This window comes from Lachnospiraceae bacterium GAM79 (assembly GCA_020735665.1).
Taxonomy (GTDB): domain Bacteria; phylum Bacillota; class Clostridia; order Lachnospirales; family Lachnospiraceae; genus Coprococcus.
This window is the reverse complement of sequence record CP085928.1, coordinates 713,277-736,859: the sequence shown is the minus strand read 5'-3', so window position 1 is coordinate 736,859 and position 23,583 is coordinate 713,277. Positions and strand designations below refer to the sequence as shown.

General features: G+C 42.3%; 20 protein-coding genes and 1 riboswitch. Of the genes, 1 reads left to right on the top strand and 19 read right to left on the bottom strand.

The features are described from left to right. Positions 1-30: 30 nt before the first annotated feature. The 7 genes from spo0A to clpX form a co-directional block, all read right to left on the bottom strand. Complete coding sequence (spo0A, locus tag LK416_03225; protein ID UEA75211.1) at positions 31-855, bottom strand: sporulation transcription factor Spo0A; 825 nt, start codon at positions 853-855, stop codon at positions 31-33. 341 nt (positions 856-1,196) lie between these two features. Continuing rightward, positions 1,197-2,309 carry a 4-hydroxybutyrate dehydrogenase gene (locus tag LK416_03220; protein ID UEA75210.1) on the bottom strand — a complete coding sequence of 371 codons (1,113 nt, stop codon included), beginning with the start codon at positions 2,307-2,309 and terminating at the stop codon, positions 1,197-1,199. A gap of 171 nt (positions 2,310-2,480) precedes the next feature. Further along, positions 2,481-3,899: a DUF512 domain-containing protein gene (locus tag LK416_03215; protein ID UEA75209.1), complete on the bottom strand. Its 1,419-nt coding sequence runs from the start codon at positions 3,897-3,899 to the stop codon at positions 2,481-2,483. A gap of 24 nt (positions 3,900-3,923) precedes the next feature. Next, positions 3,924-4,682 (bottom strand): hypothetical protein, encoded by a 759-nt coding sequence (locus LK416_03210; protein UEA75208.1) that lies wholly within the window; start codon positions 4,680-4,682, stop codon positions 3,924-3,926. 174 nt (positions 4,683-4,856) lie between these two features. Further along, positions 4,857-6,587, bottom strand: a complete 1,731-nt coding sequence (locus tag LK416_03205; protein ID UEA75207.1) for a S8 family peptidase — start codon at positions 6,585-6,587, stop codon at positions 4,857-4,859. A gap of 60 nt (positions 6,588-6,647) precedes the next feature. Continuing rightward, positions 6,648-8,540 (bottom strand): DUF885 domain-containing protein, encoded by a 1,893-nt coding sequence (locus tag LK416_03200; GenBank protein UEA75206.1) that lies wholly within the window; start codon positions 8,538-8,540, stop codon positions 6,648-6,650. 52 nt (positions 8,541-8,592) lie between these two features. Further along, the gene (gene clpX / locus LK416_03195; GenBank protein ID UEA75205.1) at positions 8,593-10,059 is read right to left on the bottom strand and encodes an ATP-dependent Clp protease ATP-binding subunit ClpX; all 1,467 of its coding nucleotides are present in this window, start codon (positions 10,057-10,059) and stop codon (positions 8,593-8,595) included. Positions 10,060-10,377: 318 nt separating this feature from the next. Here clpX and LK416_03190 point away from each other — a divergent pair, with 318 nt between their 5' ends. Continuing rightward, entirely contained in the window at positions 10,378-10,716 is a 339-nt protein-coding gene (locus LK416_03190; GenBank protein UEA75204.1) for a P-II family nitrogen regulator, read from the top strand. Between the two features lie 187 nt (positions 10,717-10,903). Here LK416_03190 and proC read toward each other — a convergent pair whose 3' ends face one another. From proC to ribD, 12 genes are all read right to left on the bottom strand, one after another. Next, positions 10,904-11,698 carry a pyrroline-5-carboxylate reductase gene (gene proC, locus LK416_03185; protein UEA75203.1) on the bottom strand — a complete coding sequence of 265 codons (795 nt, stop codon included), beginning with the start codon at positions 11,696-11,698 and terminating at the stop codon, positions 10,904-10,906. A gap of 80 nt (positions 11,699-11,778) precedes the next feature. Continuing rightward, positions 11,779-12,258, bottom strand: a complete 480-nt coding sequence (locus LK416_03180; protein ID UEA75202.1) for a DUF6465 family protein — start codon at positions 12,256-12,258, stop codon at positions 11,779-11,781. A 252-nt stretch (positions 12,259-12,510) separates the two neighbouring features. Further along, entirely contained in the window at positions 12,511-13,878 is a 1,368-nt protein-coding gene (locus LK416_03175; protein UEA75201.1) for a UDP-N-acetylmuramoyl-tripeptide--D-alanyl-D-alanine ligase, read from the bottom strand. A gap of 150 nt (positions 13,879-14,028) precedes the next feature. After that, positions 14,029-16,599, bottom strand: coding sequence for an ATP-dependent DNA helicase (locus tag LK416_03170; protein UEA75200.1), 2,571 nt, complete (start codon positions 16,597-16,599; stop codon positions 14,029-14,031). Between the two features lie 5 nt (positions 16,600-16,604). Then, a complete protein-coding gene (locus LK416_03165; protein UEA75199.1) occupies positions 16,605-17,150 on the bottom strand; it encodes a DJ-1/PfpI family protein in 546 nt (181 codons plus the stop codon). Positions 17,151-17,172: 22 nt separating this feature from the next. Then, on the bottom strand, positions 17,173-17,703 hold the full coding sequence (locus LK416_03160) for a CYTH domain-containing protein (GenBank protein UEA75198.1): 531 nt from the start codon (positions 17,701-17,703) through the stop codon (positions 17,173-17,175). Between the two features lie 25 nt (positions 17,704-17,728). Further along, a complete protein-coding gene (locus LK416_03155; GenBank protein ID UEA75197.1) occupies positions 17,729-18,541 on the bottom strand; it encodes a DUF1189 domain-containing protein in 813 nt (270 codons plus the stop codon). Continuing rightward, positions 18,541-19,344 carry a Cof-type HAD-IIB family hydrolase gene (locus tag LK416_03150; protein UEA75196.1) on the bottom strand — a complete coding sequence of 268 codons (804 nt, stop codon included), beginning with the start codon at positions 19,342-19,344 and terminating at the stop codon, positions 18,541-18,543. The genes LK416_03155 and LK416_03150 overlap by 1 nt, the downstream gene beginning before the upstream one ends. A gap of 124 nt (positions 19,345-19,468) precedes the next feature. Then, positions 19,469-19,930, bottom strand: a complete 462-nt coding sequence (gene ribE / locus LK416_03145) for a 6,7-dimethyl-8-ribityllumazine synthase (protein UEA75195.1) — start codon at positions 19,928-19,930, stop codon at positions 19,469-19,471. A gap of 37 nt (positions 19,931-19,967) precedes the next feature. Further along, a complete protein-coding gene (locus tag LK416_03140) occupies positions 19,968-21,164 on the bottom strand; it encodes a bifunctional 3,4-dihydroxy-2-butanone-4-phosphate synthase/GTP cyclohydrolase II (protein UEA75194.1) in 1,197 nt (398 codons plus the stop codon). A 29-nt stretch (positions 21,165-21,193) separates the two neighbouring features. Further along, positions 21,194-21,850: a riboflavin synthase gene (locus tag LK416_03135; GenBank protein ID UEA75193.1), complete on the bottom strand. Its 657-nt coding sequence runs from the start codon at positions 21,848-21,850 to the stop codon at positions 21,194-21,196. A gap of 357 nt (positions 21,851-22,207) precedes the next feature. Further along, positions 22,208-22,339, bottom strand: a riboswitch (FMN riboswitch). A gap of 33 nt (positions 22,340-22,372) precedes the next feature. Beyond that, entirely contained in the window at positions 22,373-23,467 is a 1,095-nt protein-coding gene (ribD, locus tag LK416_03130) for a bifunctional diaminohydroxyphosphoribosylaminopyrimidine deaminase/5-amino-6-(5-phosphoribosylamino)uracil reductase RibD (GenBank protein ID UEA75192.1), read from the bottom strand. Positions 23,468-23,583 lie beyond the last annotated feature (116 nt).

The following is a 23,583-nucleotide window of genomic DNA, read 5'->3' as shown; positions in this document are numbered from 1 at the left end:
TGTCGACATATAGTAACGCAACCGGATATTTTAGGAAATACTTTTTAAGGTATACTCCGGTTTTCGAATCAACTGACGATTATCCAGACGAATCTTATCTGCAATCAGTGCAATAAATTCCGAATTTGTAGGCTTCCCTTTACCTGCATTGATCGTATATCCGAACAGGTCGTTGATCGTATCCATGCTGCCTCTGCCCCATGCAACTTCGATCGCATGGCGGATAGCTCTCTCTACCCGCGATGAGGTTGTCCCATACTCCTCTGCAATCGATGGGTATAACTGTTTTGTAATGGAATTCAATATATCCATATCTTGAACAGCCATCAATATAGCACTCCGAAGATACTGATATCCTTTTATATGAGCAGGAACACCGATCTCATGAATAATATCTGTTACGACTGCTTCTAAAACCGTGCTGTCATTCTCCGGCTCTACCATATTCTGATAATTGTCATTCCGTTTTGCTTTCATAACATCGTCAATTACTTCCCTGACTTTTCTGTCATCATATGGCAGATCGAGAAGCCTTAATATCAGACGATCAGCGATCTTATAGTAAATAAAATCCAGATATTGTTTATGTGTCTTTGAGCCGCATAAAATAAATTTTACATTTTTCAGATTTTTATTATGTATTACTGATTCTGCTATCTCCAGTACATCTTTTCCCGGTAAGACTTCATCTAAAATGACAATATCCGGATTCTTTTCGGCAATTCCCCTGACAGCATCTTGTCCGTTGTCACATATCCCCACCAATTCATACGTTGCAACTGACTGTATAATATCCCTTAACTGTTCGATTTCTCTTTTGTCGCGCTTTACCATCATTATTTTTACATAATTCATAATGTCCCTCCTGATCTTCTGCCTTGGACAACATTATAGTACCTTGGTTCTGCCTTTGGAATATCCTACTCTCCGCAAGTTGCGACAGCTTTTCGCCTCTACGGAGTAATTCTGTATGATCTCGACATAATCTAAGATGAAACGCGGGGAATTATGTCTAAATCCGAACAAAAATAAACCAACCCTACAGCCTGTATATATTTACTACGCAAAACGCTTGCGCTCGATTCTCACGCAACGGTACTAAGTTCGACGTAAATACGTCTCACTAAGGACCGGCGATTGAATAGGTTTGCTTCGTAAAATATACAGGCTGCAGGGTTGGTTTATTTTTGTTCGGATCAATAAAGTTCTTTGTATATCTTATAAACCCTGTCACGATCAAGCTCTACGAAATTATTCGCCATCAGACGCCCCTGATTCGTCATTACAGAATCTGTGAATTCGACAAGATCCTCTTCTGTTACTCCATACTCATGTAAAGCCTTCTTCGGAATCAGGATATTTAACAAATTCTCCAGAGACTCATAGACATTTTCAACATCACAGCCAAGAATATCTGCTATAAAAGAATTAAGCTTCGCGATCTCCCCATCCTGTTTGATCTCCATATAGTTCTTCATAACTCCTGTAAACATGGCATAATTAGATTCTCCGTGTGCCACATGATAGGTTGCTCCAAGCGGATAGCTTAAGGCATGTACTGCTGCGCATCCCGCATTTCCAAATGCAATACCGGCGTAGTTAGAAGCTACAAGGAAACGATCTAATAACGGAATTCTTGCATCCGGACCCTTATCACGAATCTCCATATAACCATGAAGGATCATATCAATAGCCTTATAACCGAACATTCTGGTATATTCATTGCCCTTTGGTGATAAGCTTGATTCAACCGCATGTACCAAGGCATCGATCGAGCTGGTTGCAAAGAAACGGAACGGCAGTCCTGTCAACAGCTCCGGTATCAAAACAGCCGAATCTCCATACATTTCATCAACCGCAAGACCTTTTTTAGTTCCACGACTGTTTAATGCCAGAATGGCTATATTCGTCACTTCAGACCCGGTTCCACAGGTAGTTGGAACCAGCACCAGCTCTTTGTCCTTTTCTATCGGAAGTTTACCATCATAAAGGTCTAAGATCGGTGACACATACTTTAATGCAAACAGCTTGGAGATATCAATAACTGTTCCTCCGCCGATCGCGATAATACGCTTATGCTCCCCCTTAATATCCTTATAGATTGCTTCTGCCATATCGTCAGACGGTTCACCGGCTCCGTATTTTTCCTGATAAATAACATCACATTCCAGATTTAACTTCCCGAAGAATGGCTCATAGATATATTCGTTTGTGATAACAAGATCACCTTTTTCGATATGAAATTCTTCTGCAAATTTCTTACATGTATCATACTTGTAAATCGTTGGTTTAATCATTAGCTGTTTCATGCGTATCCTCCATTCGTCTTCTTATTATTTTTGTATCACAATTTAGTGCTCACATTGTACCACTTTAGAATGAAATTACAATTACCCAAAAAGAGCATCTTTTTCAGATTTATGTCAACCTGAAAAAGATGCTCTGTCATATTTTTATTGCTGTTAACCCGGATAAACGCATTAATTCTCGTCATCATCAAATGCCTGAATATATCCTAATGTCTCATTATTTCGATCCATGGAATACGAAGGATCAATAACTGCCTGAATGAAATCCGCACCGCCTGATTCGATCGGAACCACATGCAGTCCCAGCCGTTCTTCTACCTGATCCACCGTCATATCATCTAAAAATACCTTTTCTCCCATACGAAGCATATTCGACGGAATAAGCAAGGCTTCTCCAAGATCAACACCTGCGTCCTGTATCTCCTTTAACTGTGTTGTCAGATCGATACCGGTGATCAGTCCTGAAACAGTGATCGTTTCTCCAAAAAAATCATTTCTGATACAATACACCCGGATCGTAAGTCCCGGGAACGCCTCCATCAGACGATTTGCAAAATTATCGATCGTACTGTAGGTCAATTTACCGGTTGCCATACAGACCGTTCGATGAAAAGTCTCCCTCCTGACCTGATAATCAGGTGCATCCAGCATCTCCCGATATGCTTCATCAAATTCTTCTAAGAATAAGCGCATCATTCCGACACCGTTTTCCAGCTGGATATACCCATCATATCGTTCCGCCTCCGGGAAATCCCTCCCGGCCGTTATATACCATTCGTCACTTGCATGGATAAAATGAAGCGAATATTGCTCATAAAATTTTTTCTGATAACTCTCGATCAGATCAATGACCTGTCCCGCTTCTTCTTTCGTAAATAATTCTAACGGATACAGCCCCTGTCTGTATTTCGTAAGTCCTGCCGGAACAACAGATACACTGCGCATGAAAGGCAGATATTTCCCCAGATCCCTGATACTCCGTTCAAGCTCCGTTCCATCATTTACATGCTTACAGAGAACGATCTGGCCATTCATCTCTACATGTCCTTCAAACAGACGATCCAGATATTTTAACCGGTCGCCTGCAAAACGATTATGCAGCATCTTACACCGCAGATCAGGATTGGTCGTCTGAATAGATATGTTGATCGGTGCAAGCTGCATCTTTATAATACGGTCAACATCCTCATCTGTCATATTTGTCAGTGTGATATAATTTCCCTGTAAAAAGGACAGACGGGAATCATCGTCTTTAAAATAAAGTGTCTCCCTCATTCCCGGAGGCATCTGATCAATAAAACAAAACATGCATTTATTGGTGCAGGATCGATAATCGCTCATAAGACCATTTTCAAATTCCACACCCAGATCATCATCATAATCCTTTTCAATCTCAAGCAGCCATTCTTCTCCATAGGATTTACGAATCAGAACCTCTATATATTCATCTTTTATCATGTATCGATAATCGAATACATCTTTTATCTCTTTATCATTTATTGCAAGCAGATAATCTCCCGTTTCAATCTCCATTTCTTCCGCTATGGAGCCGGGATAGACTACAGTAATTAAATGCTCATTTTTTTTCAACGTAGTTCCTCACTCATATTCTGCTTATTCTACGCTCTCAACAGCCGCTTCCGTAGGTGCTTCCGTCGGTGCCTCCGTTGGCTTCTCTGTAGGTGCTTCCGTCGGTGCCTCTGTAGGTGCTTCCGTCGGTGCCTCCGTTGGTTTCTCAGTAGGCTTCTCTGTAGGGGCTTCCGTCGGTGCCTCTGTAGGTGCCTCCGTTGGCTTCTCTGTAGGTGCTTCCGTCGGTGCCTCTGTAGGTTTCTCAGTTGTTACTTCTTCTGTTGTTGATGCTGTCGTAGGAGCCTCAGTCGGATTCTCTGTTCTCTGGCTCTCTGTTGAGGTGGTCGAAGGCTCATATGTTCTATTCTCTGTCGTTGCCTCAGCTGTCGTGCTTGTCCGGTCATCATTTACATTTGTAGTAGGAAGCGGGGCTTCCGTTACTACATTCTCTTCCGTATCTTCTTCTGCCTCTGCTTCCGTGACCGAAGCTGCTTTCTGCGCCTTTTCATACTTTTTCTTATTATTATGGAAGAACACTCCGAAAAAAGTATATTCACAAACGATCAATACACCAAGTACAACGACCGCAATATGAATAGCACGAATTCTTTTCGCTTTTTTATCATTCAAATCAGAATCGTCTTCTTCGGCTTCTTCGTTTTCTTCGTATTCTTCTGTTTCGTCTTCCTCTGAAGCTTCCGGATCATCTTCGGAATCATATATCTCATCCTCCGAATCATCCAATACTTCAGAAATATCCAAATCATCCTGAAATGGATCCAGTAATTCCTGATCTTTATCCATAAAATCCTCCGAAATCATTACAATTTTTCATAAGTTTTTTAATTTTTTTATACATTTCTTTTACAAACATGTATAGTATAATACACCTCTCAAATTCTGTAAAACCATTTTGTTAAAAATTATAAATCTTTTACAATTTTCACATTTTAGATACAATTTTCATGATATAACCGGTCAGGTACGAAGTCTGTCAAATGTATTATAGATATTCAATATTCCATATCCCCATTCACGATTTGGATATTCTCTCGCATAGACATACCCGCTTCCCTCATGTACGATATTCTCGATCGGAGCCTGATCCGTTCCCGGTCGTATCGTTCCACGTATAAAATAATTCCTGATCTGGTTTCCATTAATAAAACGTGTAATATCACGATCTCTTACCCATTGCAGGATCAATGCTGCACAACCGGCACAATGGGCTGCTGCAACCGAAGTCCCGGATCTTCGTACAAATGTGCGTGCTTTTCCCGGTCCATAGACATCCACTCCCGGTGCGACAAAATCAGGCTTGATATCATCTGCTGCCGTATATCCCCTGCTGCCATTCAAATAAAGACTGTTTGAATAATGATCATAGGCACATACGCACATAGGAATAACTGCCGTCGCAGGATTCGTAAGTGTAGTTTCCGGTGATGGACTTACAAATCTGGTATTCTCCGATAAAAATCGTGTGATCGGCAACCATGCATGAAAAGATTTATCGGTATCTCCCACACCATAGACACGTATTCTCCACAGACCGTTCGGCGGATCAAAGAAGCGCATCATGATCAGATCTTCTCCCGACTGATCCTCGACCAGAAAATAATCAACATAGATGATACCTCCACCAAAGATCGGACGTATTGTCTCACTTTTATCAAATCGGGGTGGAATCTGGCTCACATATTCCCCACCCGGAATCTCAAAAGCAACTGAATATATATTAGGAACCGCTCCCCATATCTCAAGGGTAAAGCTGTCATTCCCGGTTACATTGATCTCCATCTCCGTATATAACCGATCTCTCGGTATCATACCATGAAAATGATGCCCTGCGATGCCCTCATTTCCTCCCGCAACAGACACTGCAATTCCGGTCATAATACCAACATTTGCAATCAGGGATTCCAATGCCGATGCTCCTGTATGACTTCCACTGTTCGAACCGACTCCAACCAGTATCGACAGATATTTCTGTTCTATGCTTGCCTGCCTGCATAAAAAAGAGATGCCCATCATAATATCATTTTCCTGATAGGCATCTACATCTTCCGGTACACCATAGAGCCCTCTGAGATTCTGTTTTGCCTGTTTTAATTTGACAATTACAAAATCTGCCTCCGGTGCGACTCCTGTAAAATCATCGGTCTTTCCTCCGGCCGCTATTCCGGCAAGAAAAGTTCCATGTCCGTTCTCATCCTGCAGAACAGAAGTACCATTTCGGATCGCTTCATTTATCTCATCTCCGGTATACACGGTTCCATATCCGGGAAACTCTCCGGTCTGTTCTCCTCCCGGCACGGACTGATCCCATGCAGCAAGAATCCTCGTCTGACCTACCGCATTCTGAAACAACGGGTTCTGTATATCAATTCCGGTATCTATGATTCCGATAATGATATTCTTACCTGTCAATCCCAAAATATTCTCCTGCTGTACATTCACTGCTCCAACAGCCTCTACGCTGCTGGTATCCATCAATCCGTATAACTTGGGAAACAATGTATATTCCAGTCTGGAAAAACTCTCCATATAATCATCCGGTTTCGGACGGTATAACACGGCAAACCGCTCATCTATAAAATTAACACATCCTGTATCTTTATAAATATCCAGAACCGTTTCGGTTTCTCCATTGTATTCAATCAGATAGTCCACATAATCTTCCCGGTAAGCAACATCATCGCATATCATATTTTAGATCCTTTTTCCCTTTATAATAAACATATTCCGAAAAAGGCAAAAATATATTTCCTAGATCACATTTCCCTGTAATTTCTTATCGATCTGCTTCTTTAATATGTCATACTGACATGGTCCGGTCTCTAAAATGATCGTATTGAACTCTTTTACATCAAATGCATCACCGAGCTTCTCCTCAGCATAATCCCGCAGTTCCTTCAACTCATAATATCCGGTTGAATAGCTCTGGTATACCGCAGGATCCCCCACTAATGTATAGTAAAGCTCATCTGCACTACCGGCATCCATGCCCTGTTCCGTCAGGTACTGCTTCGTCTCATCCAATGACCATCCCTCGTAATTAACTCCGAGGTCAATTCTTCCCATGATCAGATAACTCATCTCATCATTCAATTTATACAGATCTGCAATGGCATCTCCATATGACTCTTCTTCATACTGATAATAGTACAGGGAATCATAACATGCATACATCGCCCAGCCCTCTTTATAACCAAGAAAACTCATAAGGGTTCTTACCGGTTCCGGATCTGTAGACATATAATATGCATTCTGAAGCATATGTCCCGGATACCCTTCATGTGCCAGAGTTGTCCACATACCATCTGTATGCATGCCATTGTAACGGATCAGATTGTTATCCGGATCATCAATAGCAGGTGCCATATAATAAGCTAATACATCGTCCATGATTGTTTCCAGACTCTTATCAAGCGGCTCTGCCTGATAATGTATGGTTCCGATATCCGGATAGTTCTCCGATGCGTCCTCCATCATCCGATCGATCATATCAGAAGCAGACATCTCATTTGTAGCTGCAAAGATATCATCATAATTGGATGCAAAATATTCATAAGCATCTTTATTCATGAAATACACCTGATAAATATCTGTCATCAGGTTCTTAAGCTCATTATCTAACATATCGATCACTTCATCCGCACTCTTTGAAGTCCCTGCATATGTCTTCAGCAGATATTCATAATACTCTTTACCCCCTTCATAGTTACAGATCCCCATCCGGTTCTTTCCTGTTCCCTTCAGGTCTGTAAATACAGTTATGATATTCTCAAAAGCAGGAATAAGAGAATTCTGAACAGCCTCTTTGTTCTGCTCTTTGAATTCCGTCTTTTCCTCATCAGACAGAAAATCAAGTCGATCCATATTATCGTTAAATACGGTCACCATAAAATGATCATCTTTATTCTCTATAAAAGTCTGACATTGATCGATCACCTTCTGACAGACTTCATCACTCATAAAATATCCTTTCTCAGATTTTTCTTTTTCAAAGTCCAGATATTCCTGAAAATACTCCGGGATCTGCCCCAGTAATTCTATATATCGTTCAACATCACCCTTATCATCAAACCGATAGTCGGTAAACATCGAAGCAATATTCGCCTGAAGTCCTCTCATCGGAGAAAACGGTTCATACAGATATACATTATCATATACACCTGCTGCAACGTCAAAATACTCATCAAGCACATCGTATGTCAGCTTCTGGTCTTCTGTCAGACATGCTCTGTCAATTTTCTCCAGTTCATCTACCCACTTATCAAATTCCGCCTTATCTTCCTTGATTCCTTCTTCGGTCATGCCCGGGTCACCGAGTGTCACCTCCGGCTCCTCGATTCCATAATCTGCACCATTTTTTATAGAATAGTTATAGGTCATTGTATCTTCTGTAACAGCATCTTTAAAATAATCATCCAGATACTGTTCAAATTCCTTCTGCACCTTCTCTGCATTCTCTGAGAAAACTTCCTGTTCCTCCTCAGTTGTTACAGTCTCGGTTGTTCTATCTGTTCCCTGACCGTCCGAGAGATGCTTACGCTCTCCGCTGTCTTCTCCACAAGCAGAAAGTGCCAACGTCATTGATACACATAAAGCAGCTGCCAGAATCTGCCTGCGGCATCTGAGCATTTTTTTCTTAAACATACCTTTCTCCTTTTCAAACCTTTCCCTTTATCTTACCCAAAGATACGCCATTCTATTTATTTTCTGTTGCACAGGCTTCGATCTGCAACGGTTCTACACCACGCAGCTCAATGATCGGGCTGCCTTTACCATTTACATAATCACCTGTTATGATCACACGCCCGATGCTGTCATCTCTCGGGATCTGATACATGATATCTAACATAAATTCTTCAATGATCGCCCGGAGTGCTCTTGCTCCTGTATTCTTCTTCATTGCCTTTTCCGCAATTGCTTCATATGCAGAATCATCAAACTGAAGATCAACTTCATCGAGAGCCAACAGCTTCTTATACTGCTTTAAGATCGCATTTTTCGGTTCTTTTAAGATTTTAATATACATGTCCTTATCCAATGCATCCAAGGTGAACAGAACCGGAAGTCGTCCGAGGAACTCAGGTATCATACCAAATTCACGGAGATCTTCATTTGTCACCTGTTTTAAGATATTAGGATCCTTATCATACTTGTCCTTTAAGTCTGCACGAAAACCGATTGAGGACTGCTTATTCAATCTTGCTTTAATAATATCTTCGATCGCCGGGAACGCACCTCCACAGATAAATAAAATATTCTTTGTATTCATCGTCGTCATCGGAACCATTGCGTTCTTACTTCCCGAACCTACCGGGACCTCAATCTCTGCTCCTTCTAAGATCTTCAGCAAGCCCTGCTGAACGGATTCTCCGCTTACATCACGGCTGTTACTGTTCTGCTTCTTTGCAATCTTATCAATCTCATCGATGAACACAATTCCCTTTTCAGCCTTTTCTACATCATTATCTGCTGCCGCAAGGAGCTTGGACAGTACACTTTCTACATCATCACCGATATAACCTGCCTCTGTAAGCGTCGTTGCATCCGTGATCGCAAGTGGTACATTTAACAGCTTCGCGATCGTTTTTACGATATAGGTCTTTCCACAACCGGTAGGTCCCACCATCAGCATATTGGACTTTTCAATCTCGATGTCGTCCATAGAATCTGTAAGCACCCGTTTGTAATGGTTATATACCGCAACAGACATTACCTTCTTGGCATATTCCTGACCGATTACATATTCATCTAACATTGCCTTGATCTTATGCGGTGCAGGTATGGTCGCAAGTGACAATTCTACCTCTTTTTTCTTTGGCTTTTCTGTTTTTTTCTTAACCTTCTGCTTTTGCGGAATATCCGTTTGTCCCATAAATCTGGAAAGATCGATATTCCCAAAATTCGGCATATTCGAAAGATCCAGGAACTGCATTCCCCCGAATCCGTTATTATTCATTGTATCCATGGTTTTCTGCATACAATCTGCACAGATATGTATATTACCCGGCATATCGATCATCTTACCGGCCACGCTCTCCGGTCTCCTGCACAGATAACAGTATTTCTCGTATTCATCCTCATGCTTGTCTTCTGTTTTATGATCATCAGACATGGTCTGACCGGTCAGTTCTTTATTCTCATCATCATTTCTATAATCAGACATTTTTATCCTCCACACTTTCGTTTTCTGCCTAAAAAAGCTATCTATATTACATCATATAACTTTGCTACATGATACCACAGATTCCACCTATATGAAAACAGTATTATTTCCGGTAAAGCAGTTAAATTTTTCTAAATAAATTTCATGTCATCCGCATCTGTTAATTTAATTAAGTGTAATTGCTCTTATATCTCTTTGTGCCTCTGCTTCTTCTTCAGATAATATACAAAATCTTTCATTATGCCCTACCTGTAGAAATGAAAAAAAGAATATGGTATCATATTCTCAGTTACAAGTATAGAATGGAGGGTTATATATATGAAGAAATTATCAATTATTGTCCGTTCTGAAAAACTGGATGATGTAAAAGCCATTCTGGACGAATGCGGGTCAACCGGTGCTACAGTATCAAATATTATGGGATATGGAAATCAGAAGGGTTATAAAACAACATACCGCGGAAGTGAATATGTGGTCAATCTGATCCCGAAGATCAAGATTGAAACCATCGTCAAGGATGATGTTGCGGACAACATTATCTTTAAGGTATGCGAAAAGATCTCAACCGGAAAAGTAGGCGATGGCAAGATCTTCGTCTATGACGTTGCCGACGTCATCCGTATCCGTACCGGGGAACACGGTGACACCGCCTTATAAAATCTATCCGGCATACAAACAAATCCGCTGTACTATGCCACACTGTTATGAAGCAAACCTTGTCCGAGGCCGGTACTTAAGTTGCGTCTTTTGCAACTTTATGTACCGCTGCACGAGGACTAGAACGGAAGTGTTTTGCGGAATAACAGATGTGGTATAGCACAGCGGATTTGTTTGTAGTCAATTATTATAACCCGCGGGCTTTGCGAACACAGGCTTTCATTGCTTCGATCACGGAGGAACGGAAGCCTTTTTCTTCTAATACGCGGACAGCTTCCATTGTCGTTCCACCCGGGGAGCAGACCTGATCCTTTAATTCACCAGGATGCTTTCCTGTCTCAAGTACCATCTTTGCGCTTCCAAGAACAGACTGTGCCGCGAACTTATATGCCTGCGCTCTTGGCATTCCATCTGCTACTGCCCCGTCTGCCATTGCTTCTATAAGAATATAGATATATGCAGGAGAGCTTCCGCTGACGGATACACAGACATCCATAAGGTTCTCCGGTATCGTCTCTACTTCACCAAAGCTTCCAAGGATCTGAAGAACTGTTGCATAATCTTCATCGGTAACATATTCATTCCGACATGCACCTGTCATGCCCTCGCCTACCAACGCCGGTGTATTCGGCATCGTCCGTACCAGCTTCACATTCTTACCAAAACAATCCTGTAACCATGCAAGAGTCTTGCCGGGTGCGATACTGATAATAATCTGGTTATCGCTTACTGTATCTTTGATCTGTTCGATCACTTCCTGATAATACTGTGGTTTTACCGCCAAAACAACGATATCACTGTTCTTAACGACTTCCGAATTATCCATCGATACCTTAATGCCCAGTTCTCGCTGAACTCGTTCCAATGTTGTCTTTGTCTTTGCCGAAGCCATGATATTTTCTTCTTCAATAATCTGCTTCTTAATAATTCCTTTTATGATAGCTGTCGCCATATTGCCACATCCGACAAAACCGATCTTCATATGCACATTCTTCCTTTCCTTTTATACAGAAAAAGCAGCATCCTTATGTTAAGAACGCTGCCCTTCAAACTATTTATAGATTAAAGACTGTAAGAACCTGATTCTCCATCAGCTGTATAGTATACCATACCTGTTTCTGGCTGGTAATATACGTTCAATTCCTTAACTGCCTTATTGCCAAGTGCTTCTTTTGCTTTTGCTACAATGTCAGAAACATTGATCTGACCATTGTTATATTCAATGAAAACTGTCTCAGTTGTCTTAACTGCTGCCGGTTTCTTTGCTGCAGGCTTTTTAGCTGCAGGCTTCTTTTCTTCGGCTTTAACTTCTGTTTTTGCCGGTTCAGCTTTAGTTGCTACTGTCTTAGCTGCCGGTGCTTTCTTTGTTGCCGGCTTCTTTTCTTCTTTCACTTCTGCCTTAACCGGCTCAGCCTTTACTGCTGTCTTTGCTTCCTTAGCAGCTTCTGCCTTCTTTGCTGCCTCAGCCTTTGCCATAACTCCTGCTACGGTTGCCTTTGCTGTTACAACTTTCTTTGCATCTTCAGTCTTCTTTGTAGCCATAATTAAAACCCTCCGTTTTAAATCTTATTCTATCATTTTACGTACGCCTAATTTTATTTATGTATATCTTACTCAAGCTAGATTTGATATTACTCCATTTTCCGTGTTTTTTCAATATAGGTGCCTGTTTTTCTACGTTTTGTCTCACATCATGTGTTTTTTTCAAAAATACAAAGTCATATTAAACAATAAAAGCTACCGAATTTTATGAACTTTGGTAGCTTTTATGGTCGTTTTATACAATTTGTATAATTAATTAGTGAGAATTTTGACTATTTCGTTTAATTTCATACTATTGGAGCCTTTTAATAATACAATATCCTCCGGCTTCATGATTGCCATGAGATACAACGCAACCTCTTCATTATCCATAAAGGAGAAGGTCTTTGCATATTTTGTATCACATTCATCTAAAGCTTTCTTGATATCAAGTGCTTTTTCTCCAACCACGATCACTTCATCAATCTTCTTATCTCTAAGATATTCCCCGATCTGTCTGTGATAAGATACACTGTCATCTCCGAGTTCATTCATGTCGGCAAGGACTGCATATTTTTTCCCTTTACAATCCAGATCACAGAGTACATCAATGCTTGCCTTCATCGAATCCGGGCTTGCATTATAAGTATCATCAAGGATCGTATATCGATTCTCCATACGAATGATCCGCTGTCTCTGTCCTTCAAAATGTTCGAAAGCCTTTGCGGCTGTTGCCATCGGAATCCCGAGCTGATATGCAACTGCGATTCCCGCCAGTGCATTCCTTACATTATGTTTTCCCAGTACATCCATAACAACATGAACTGTCTCGCCATTATGCGTACAGTCGAACTCCATACCCTGCTCTCCGCATTGTACATCGGATCCCTGAAAATCACAGACCTCATCGATACCGAAAGTAAGTGTCTGACATGACATATCATCTTTTATCTCCCGCAGTAACGGATCATCACCGTTTAACAGCAATAAGCCATTCTCCTTCATATGATTCACAATAGAAAGCTTCTCGTCTCTGATGTTCTCCTGCGTCTTCATAAATTCTATATGTGCAACACCGATCATTGTCACTACACAGATTGATGGTCTTACGATATCAGATAATATCTCCATCTGTCCCGGTTCACTGATACCCATCTCGATCACCGCTGCATCATATCCGTCTGTCATTCTGGAAAGCGTCATTGGTACACCGATCTGAGAATTCTCATTTCCATTTGTCTGAAAACAATGTCTGCCTGTGCCGACAGCCGCTGCGATCATCTCTCTGGTCGTTGTCTTTCCCACACTTCCGGTCACTCCGATATATGGAATATCATATCGACCGCGGATATCTTTTCCAATCGCCTGAAGCGCTTTCATCGTGTCATCAACACGGATAAATGGTTTCTCCGAAATAACGACATTATCATGCTCTGACGTCAGAGTTGCCGAAGCTCTCTCCATCGCCGGCTCAATAAAACGATGTCCGTCAACTTTATTACCCAACAGAGGAATAAATAAATCTCCCGCCTGTGCTTTTCTTGAATCAATACACAGACCTGTAATCGGTGTATCTTCATCGCCACAGAGCAGGAACCCTCCTGTTGCATTCACAATATCTTTTACTGTAATATTTTTCATTTCCCCTATCTGCCTTTCCAGAACAGTTTCATATTTCATATAAAAGCATGCACTGCATGCAGGCCAGTAGAAAAAGCCTGCGTCCATTTTATCACATATATATGCGAATTTCCAGTATTCTTGTGTACATATTCCCATTTTGAAGAAAGATTAAGGTTCTTCCTCTCTTTTCCAGAAATTCTCCACCTTCTGAGCAAGCCGGTCAAAATTTCCAAATACCGCATCCTGCCATTCCACCGGAAATAACGAGTTATATTCCCCGGTGCCAAATCGTTCGTCCAATAACAGGATCACTCCGGTATCATCTTCTGTCCGGATCACCCGCCCGGCTGACTGGAATACCTTATTAATACCCGGATACAGATACGCATATTTAAAACCGTCAACAGACGAATCCGCATTTGTATCCGTCCTCTTTCCGGTATTGAAATAATCCATCATGATCTTTCTCTCATTGCACACCTGCGGAAGTCCCGGTCCTACTACAACCGATCCGATCAATCTGTCCCCGGTCAGATCGATTCCCTCAGAGAATATACCACCCATGATACAAAAGGCGACTACATTCTTTTGTGATGAGAAATGCTCCAGGAATGCTTCTCTGTCTGCCTCTTTCATATTCTGTTCCTGACACAGCAGTTCCATAACAGAACAATCTTCAGCCGTCATCTGCTCATAGACCTCCCGAAGCATCTTATAGGATGGCAGAAATACCATATAATTGCCGGGATGTACTTTAAACAGATGTCTGATATACTCTGCCACACGTTTATACTCCTTTACCGAACGTCTGGTATATTTCGTAGATACATCCACGCCGACCATGATCTGTCGTTTCTTCTGATCAAACGGAGAAGGAATATAGATAGCCTGATCGGTATCCGTATCGGACAGCATCTCCATGTAATACTTTACCGGCAGGATCGTTGCCGAAAAGAAAACAGTCGATACCCCCTTATCCAGGCAAAGCTTCAGATTATTCGCCGGATGGACGCAATATAACCGCACCATAAATCTGCCATCCGAAGTAAGCTCATCATAGATCACATAGCTGTCATCGATCAGATCCGCAATATTTAAAAATGTCGTAAGTGCAAAATAAAACTCCAGTATCTCCTTACGTTCCGGGATCTGTTTGTAATCTTCTAAAAATGTCTCCATCGTCGTATGAAGCTGCAGCAGCTTCAGATACAGAACCCCGATATCATTTAGAATCTGATATCCATGCTCCGGGCATCGCTTCTTCAATTCCAGAAGCTCCCGGTTGCAGGATTCCAGACCTCGAACAAGCTTCTTACTATATGGCTTTACAAGTTTTTTCACTGCAAGGAAATCTTCTTTATACAAAGTCGCACTGTACATGGATGATGCACGATCCACCAGATTGTGTGCTTCATCCACCAGAAATACATACCGTCCTGTATCATATGCTGTCTGAGAAAAAAACCGTTTCAGATTCACCCTCGGATCAAATACATAATTATAATCTCCAATGATAGTATCTGCGAACAGACTCGCATCCAGACCCAGTTCAAACGGACAGACCCGATACTTTTCCGCATAAGAACGGATAACCTCCCGATCCATTCTTTCCTCCTGCGTGATCATTTCAAATAATGCAGCATTGACACGATCAAAATGTCCCTTTGCATAAGGGCAATGCTCCGCGTCACATTCCATTGTCTCATTCAGACATATCTTCTCTTTGGCAGTCAGCATAACGGAAGAAAACTTCAATCCATGTTCCCGCAGCAATGTAAGTGCCTGATCCGGTACGGTTCCGGCGATCGTCTTGGCCGTCAGATAAAAAATCTTCGATACCAGCCCGGTTGCAAATGCCTTAACGGAAGGAAACATTGCCGCCATCGTTTTACCGATTCCGGTCGGAGCCTGTACAAACAATCTGCGCTCCCCTTCGATCGCCTTATACACACAGGCAGCCATCTGCTTCTGTCCTTTTCTGTATTCATATGGGAATTCCAGTTCTGTAATCGAAGCATCTCTGATTCTTGCATGTGATATGGCATGATCGATCCATTTCATCATCTCATCCACCGTATCATGAAACCATTCCTCAAGAAATGAAAAAGAAAATACATAAAAAAAATGTTTTACCTCTTCACTTTCCAGATTCACATATGTGATCTGTACATTGATCCGATCCAAAGACTGTTCTTTTGCATAAATATAGGCATAGCACATTGCCTGGGCTACATGAACTGTTTCCGGTACTTCGATATCGGCAAGTTTTCTGTACACGCCTTTGATCTCGTCGATCGTAACATCCGCAGGTTCATCCGCTTCCGGCATCTGACCGGTCACGTCGGCAGCATTTGGTTCCATGAGGCTCTCAACTGCTTCCGGATCCGGGCTCTCCGTTTTTTTGAGCAGCAGCCGGTCCCAATATCTGTCCTCTACCCGGATCACCTGCCGCTCGATTTCCTTCTTCTTCCTGCTTCGGTTCTTTTCACCTCTCAGATCTATGATCCCATCTGCTCTGCCCTCTATCGTGACATCCAGATCATGAATTCCCTTCTTCATCGTGATCTTTAAAGGAACTTCCGCATCATAATAAGACCCTGCCATTTTCTGAAGCTTTCGATGCATCTTACTTCCCGCATTCATCGCTTCCTTTGACAGAGTCCCATTACTGCTGCTTGTAATATCGCCGCATCTGTATATAAATTCTACCATATGCCTGACCGATACTTTAAATTCCATAATTCTTATTTGTAAACAATGGCTGCTGCCAGCTTCTCTGCTGTCTCCCGATCTGTCAGGATCTCAACCAGTTTCAAACCAAAATCAATAGCTGTTCCCATACCGCGGCTTGTGATCACCTTACCGTCTGTTACTACATTTTCATATGATACTTTCGCACAATGAAGTCCCGCTTCCATTCCCGGATAGCAGGTAGCCTCCTTATCCTTTAAGATGCCAAAGACTCCAAAGGCAGTCGGTGCCGCACAGATCGCTGCAACATATCTTCCTGCTTCATACTGTCCGCATACGAGATTCTTTACCTTCTCATTTGCGATCAGATTTGTCACACCGGGCATACCACCCGGAAGTACGATCATATCTGCATCATCGGTAAGTGCACTGATCTTCTCATCCATCTTTACTGTGATCCCATGTGAACCTGTAACCGTATCCTGATCGTCTGCCGCCACCATAAGGCAGTCAACCTTTGCACGTCTTAACAGATCTACAACGGTTAATGCTTCTACTTCTTCATATCCTGTTTCAAATAACATTCTGACTTTCATCATTCTTCCTCCATTTCTATCTATACTATTCGCCGAGTTTCGACACACCTGTCATAAATGCAAGTCGCTGTTCCTCATTCATACTGCTTAATGCACTGTTATGATACGCTCCATCCATCGATACATCTCTGGTAAACCATGCCGGTGCTACGAAATTATCTGCATCTTCCTTCGTCTCAAATTCGACTTCTGCATAGATCAGTCCCTGATACAGCCCCTCAAAGACATCCAGTTCGATCTTAAGTCCTGCATCCTTTTGCTTATCACCTGTTGTACCCTCTGTATCCGTTAGCGGGATGATATATCTGCGTTTCGTCACCAGATTCCCATCAACCTTGCCAAGCAGTCGTTTATAATCTGCTTCATTCATCGGAAGCTCGAATTCCTGTCGTTCCAGTAATCCGCTCGACTTTACTGTAAGAATATATTGTTCATCTGCCTTTCGGATACGGATCACCGGGCTGGTCGAGATATACCCCTGCTCCAGTTCCTTATATGGATACGCTTCCAGTGAAAACGGTATCTCTTTTATCAGATATTTTCTTTCAATCTCCATAAAAGCCTCCTTTTATATCAGCACTTTATAACCAGTCCTCCGGTGGTGCCGTTGTTCCCACATGGCTTGCGATTCCCCTGTTTATCATAGAAAATGCCAGGATCAAGGTGATCACAAACATAATAGATGACGGTATCAGAAAATCCAGACAGGTATTTACCGATGTCAGCAGCATCGGCAAGGTCAGTCCGTAAAGACATACACGGAATACATTCCCATAAGATAAACCTGTGTGAAGTCCTTTCGCAAGCGTCCGTGCAACGATCGAAAATACAAGTGCAAGGAAGATCATCCTGATCACACTTCCGAACATCATAGCAATATACATAATGATAATCGCAACATAGAACGCCGGTACTGCGGATGCAAGCTGTTCATTGTTAAATCCATCATAGAATAATTTGTCGAGATCCATCGTCGAGTATTCATACGTCTGTCCGCCGTTTATCATTCCCATGACTACGTTCTCTTTGCCAAATGCGATATACACGCCATTTGTCTTGATATCATCGAGTGTGATCCTGTCATAATCCGTATTCATATAGATTGTTGCATTTCCGATATCGAGTGACATCTCCGACTCTGCCGTAAGCTTACCATCCTCGATCACAAACTGCGGAACCTTATTCGTAATCAGGTTATTTAACCCTCCCACATGCATGATAAAGGTAATGACACCGATTCCAAACTCGATAAAGGTCAGGATAAAAGCGATCAATATCATAAATCCTACCGTCTTGCTCGCTTTTAACTTCGTCAGATGCTTATAATTTTTCGGGCTGGATACCGCGATAGCTAACTGATCGACCATCGTTACTTTTGAATATTCTTCGTCCATTAGATAATCTCCATTTTTTTCATAGCTTTATAGATTCCGTCTTCTCTGACATCATCCGTTACGAAACGGACTTTCTTCTTCAGATACTCCGGACCTTTTTTCATTATAATACTATTTGGCACATATGCCAACATCGGTTCATCATTACTTCCGTCTCCAAATGCATATGCATTTTCCAATGGCAGGTCAAAATAATCAAGCAGATACCGGATACCGGTTGCCTTCGTATATCCCTTTGGTACGACCTCACAAAAATTTCCCTCTCTCTGGATATACATATAATCTTTTTCCAGATATGTCTTAAACACTTCCAGATACGGAGTGTCAGCATCATACCATGCACAAAATTTATCAAAGATATGATCGTTTGCAGGATCGTCATATTCCATATAGGTGCTGGTTGCCTTAAAATAACTGGTCAGTTCTTTTAAATGCTCATTATCGGAAAAAACAGCGCTTGTAAACACTTTGTCCGCATGTTCATATACGGCATCCATTTTATATTCACGACATTTCCGAATCACACCTGCGCAGACATCATATGGCGTAACGTGATGAAACAATGTCTCACCATTATACACAATATGAGTTCCGCAGCCACAGACAAAACCATCAAAGCCTGCGCTTCTGATTTCTTCCGTTACATTACAAAATACTCTTCCCGTATTGATAAATGCCAGATGTCCGTTCTCTCTTGCCTTTTGTATTGCCTCTTTTGCACTGTCCGGAAAATATCGTTTTCCATCATCCGTGATCAGAGTTCCGTCGATATCAAAAAAAAGAATCTTTCTTGTCTTATTCATGTCTATTTCCTCCGGTTATTACCGCATAAGAACAAAAGCGCTCCACGCAGTATGAATGCATTCAGGGTTCTATGACCTTTTTTGCATCATAAAACCCTGAACATTATTTTATGCTATGCAATTTTTATAACTGCTTCATAAGGTCGATCATCTCAAGTGCGCCCATTGCACAATCATAACCCTTGTTACCTGCCTTTGTTCCGGCACGCTCAATTGCCTGCTCAATGTTCTCCGTTGTTACTACACCGAACATAACAGGGATACCGGATTCAAGCGAAACAGATGCAATTCCCTTGGACACTTCATTGCATACATAATCATAATGGCTGGTTGCTCCGCGGATAACTGCGCCAAGGCAGATCACTGCATCATATTTTCCTGACATAGCCATCTTCTTAGCTACAACCGGAATCTCAAATGCTCCCGGAACCCATGCAACAGATATGTCATCCGGATTTACGCTGTGACGTAATAATGCATCCTCTGCACCGCTTACCAGTTTTGATACGATAAATTCATTAAATCTTGCTGCTACAATACCGATCTTGGCACCATTTGCTACGATCATTCCTTCAATCTTCTTCATTTTATTATCCTCCTGTTATTACGTTCATTATATCGTCTTACAGATCAAGTATATGTCCCATCTTTTCTTTCTTTGTCTTCAGATAAAACGCATCGAACTTGCCCGGCTGCATCTGGATCGGTACTCGTTCCACGATCTCAAGATTGTATCCTGACAAACCATATACCTTTAATGGATTGTTCGTAAGCAGTCTCATCTTTCTGACACCAAGGTCAACCAAGATCTGTGTTCCGATCGTATAATCTCTTGCATCCTCAGGGAAGCCAAGCTTCAGATTTGCCTCTACGGTATCTAAGCCCTGATCCTGTAACTGATATGCTTTGATCTTATTGATCAGACCGATTCCACGTCCTTCCTGTCTCATGTACAGAAGCACGCCTCTGCCTTCCTTTGCGATCATCTTCATCGCTGCATCATACTGCTGGCCACAGTCACAACGGGCTGAACCAAGTGCATCTCCGGTCAGACATTCAGAATGAACTCTGCATAATACCGGCTCTCCATCGGTGATATCGCCCTTTACCAGTGCTACATGATGCTCACCATTTAATTTATTGATATATCCATAGATCGTGAACTCACCATATCTGGTCGGCATCTTTGCCTTTGCTACACATTCTACAAATACTTCATGCTCCTTACGGTACTGAACCAGCTTTTCGATTGTGGAGATTTTCAGGTTGTGCTCCTCAGCAAATGCAAGCAGATCGTCCTTTCTTGCCATTGTACCGTCATCCTTCATGATCTCACAGCACAGACCACATGGCTTCAAGCCTGCAAGTCTGCACAGATCGACCGTTGCCTCTGTATGTCCGCCTCTCTCGATCACGCCGCCCGGAACTGCACGTAATGGGAACATATGACCCGGTCTGCGGAAATCCTCCGGCTTTGCATCTTCTTCTACGAACTTTCTGGCTGTAATGCCACGCTCATACGCTGAGATTCCGGTTGTAGTGCTTACATGGTCAACCGACACTGTAAATGCAGTACAATGATTATCTGTATTTGTGATGCACATCTGCGGAAGATTTAACTTCTCCACATAAGAATCATCCATCGGCATACAGATCAGGCCTCTGGCATATTTTGCCATAAAGTTCACATTCTCCGTGGTCGCGAATTCAGATGCGCAAATGACATCTCCTTCGTTCTCTCTGTCTTCATTATCGAGCATAACGACAACCTTACCGGCTGCCAGATCTGCTAATACTTCTTCTATGCTGTTTAATTCCATCTGTCTTTACCTCCATAGGAATATTTATTTTATAAGAATCCATTCTCTGCCAGGAAATTCATATCTACTTTTTTTCCTGTATCCGGTTCTTCTTTGTCTTTAAAATGAAGCAGCTTATCTACATATTTGCCGATCACATCATTTTCCAGATTGACCACTGCTCCGGTCTGCCTGCGGATCAGCGTTGTCTCCTCTGCCGTATGCGGAATGATCGAAACCTTAAAGCAGCGGTCATCGACATAAGCAACCGTCAGGCTAATTCCATCGATCGTGATCGATCCCTTCTCGATGATATACTTTAACAGCTTTTTATCACATGTTACTGTCACCCAGATCGCATTTTCTTCTCCGGTGTAATCTGTGATCACCCCGGTTCCGTCGATATGCCCGGATACGATATGTCCGCCAAATCTTCCATCTGCCGCCATCGCACGCTCCAGATTCACCTTGCTGCCGGAGCTTAAGGTACCCAGATTGCTTCTTCTTATCGTCTCTGCCATCACATCTGCCGTAAACAAATGCCCCGACATTCCTGTGATCGTCAGGCATACCCCATTGACAGCTATGCTGTCACCGATCTTACTTCCTTGCAGAACCTTGTCAGCCTCTATGGTCAGGCGACCGGAGGATGTGCCTTTTTCTATCTTCTTTATCGTGCCTGTCTCTTCCACAATGCCTGTGAACATGACTGCCTCCTTTTCGGGGACGTTTTTTTGCAAACAGTCATTTCGTCACCCCATTGACTCTTGTTCCGCAAAACGCTTGCGCTCTATTTTCATGTAACGGTACTAAACTCACTGCCCTTTGCAGTTCGTTAAGAACCGACATGAAAAAAGGTTTACTGCACAAGATCAATGGAGTAACGAACTGATTGTTTAAAAAAACATCAACCTGATTAATTAACAACTTACTTGCTGAATTTCTTCTTTTAACATATTAAGTTTCCATATAACTTAACATAAAAAAGCCGGAGACTATGTCTCCGGCGGGTTGTTTGTTATGAAATGTTGGTGCAGATTCTACGCATGCTGATACCTGTTATCTGCATTCTTCTTTCATCCAGACTTTACTGTCGGCTTTGGATTCTCACCAAATCATGCCTTACGGCTCGCGGGCTCACATAGATTACTATGTATACCGCCGGTGGGGAAACTAACCCCGCCCTGAAGACTTCAACATGGTTATATTGGCACAGTTTATTATGTTTGTCAAGCTGTTATCTGAAAATACTGAAGCATGATGTCTGCTCCAAACCTCTGAACGGAACCAAGCTCAAACGGATAGGCTTCTTCCGGTGATTCTACTCCCATACCACCGACCGGTGTATAACCTGCACTTCCTCCAAAGATCTTCGGTGCTATATAGACATCGACCTCTTTTACGATACCTGCTTTTAATGCACTTTCATTTAAGGTTCCGCCACCTTCAAGCAGAATTCCGTCTATGTTTCTTGCGCCGAGCTGTCTCATCAGTTCCTGCAGATCCACATGTCCATCCACATTCTCCGTCTCGATGATCTCAACGCCTGCCCCGATCAGCTTCTGCTTCTTATCTGTCTGATCCTCTGACTGTATGGTTGCAAGAATCGTCGGTACTTCAGACGCTGTTCTTACGATCTGTGAATCCATAGGAATCCGAAGTCTGCTGTCGCAAATAATACGGACCGGATTTCTGCCTCCTGCTCTCCTACAGGTAAGTGCCGGATCATCTTTTATCACGGTCTCGCTTCCAACCATGATACCTGTAAGTGCATTTCTCTGCTCCATCACATGGGCTCTTGCTTCTTCGCCGGTGATCCATTTACTCTTTCCACTGTAGGTTGCGATCTTACCATCCATAGTCATTGCATATTTCATTACGACATATGGTGTCTTATTTACAATATAATGGAAAAATACCGGATTAAGGCTGTCACATTCTTCTTTTAATACATGTGTGATAACTTCAATCCCTGCATCCCGTAGTATCTGATATCCCTTTCCAGATACAAGCGCATTTGGGTCATCCGATCCGACATAGACTCTGCTGATCTTATGCTCGATGATCGCATTCACGCACGGAGGCTGTTTGCCATAGTGGCAGCATGGCTCCAGCGTCACATACATTTCCGCTCCCGCTGCGTCCTCTGTCAGATGTGCAAATGCATCCCTCTCCGCATGAAGCTCTCCGTATCTTCTGTGATATCCCTCTCCAATAATCCGCCCATCCTTTACGATCACTGCTCCGACCAGCGGATTTGGATTTACCGCTCCGATTCCTTTTTTTGCCAATTCGATGGCTCTCCTCATATATGTTTCCTGCATACTGTCTAACCTCGTATTCCTTATCTGATCATTATCTGCTTCTTATTTACTTCCTGTATACTTCTTGACAAATCTGTTTTACACTATTTATAATTTCACTATCTTATACTATTGGA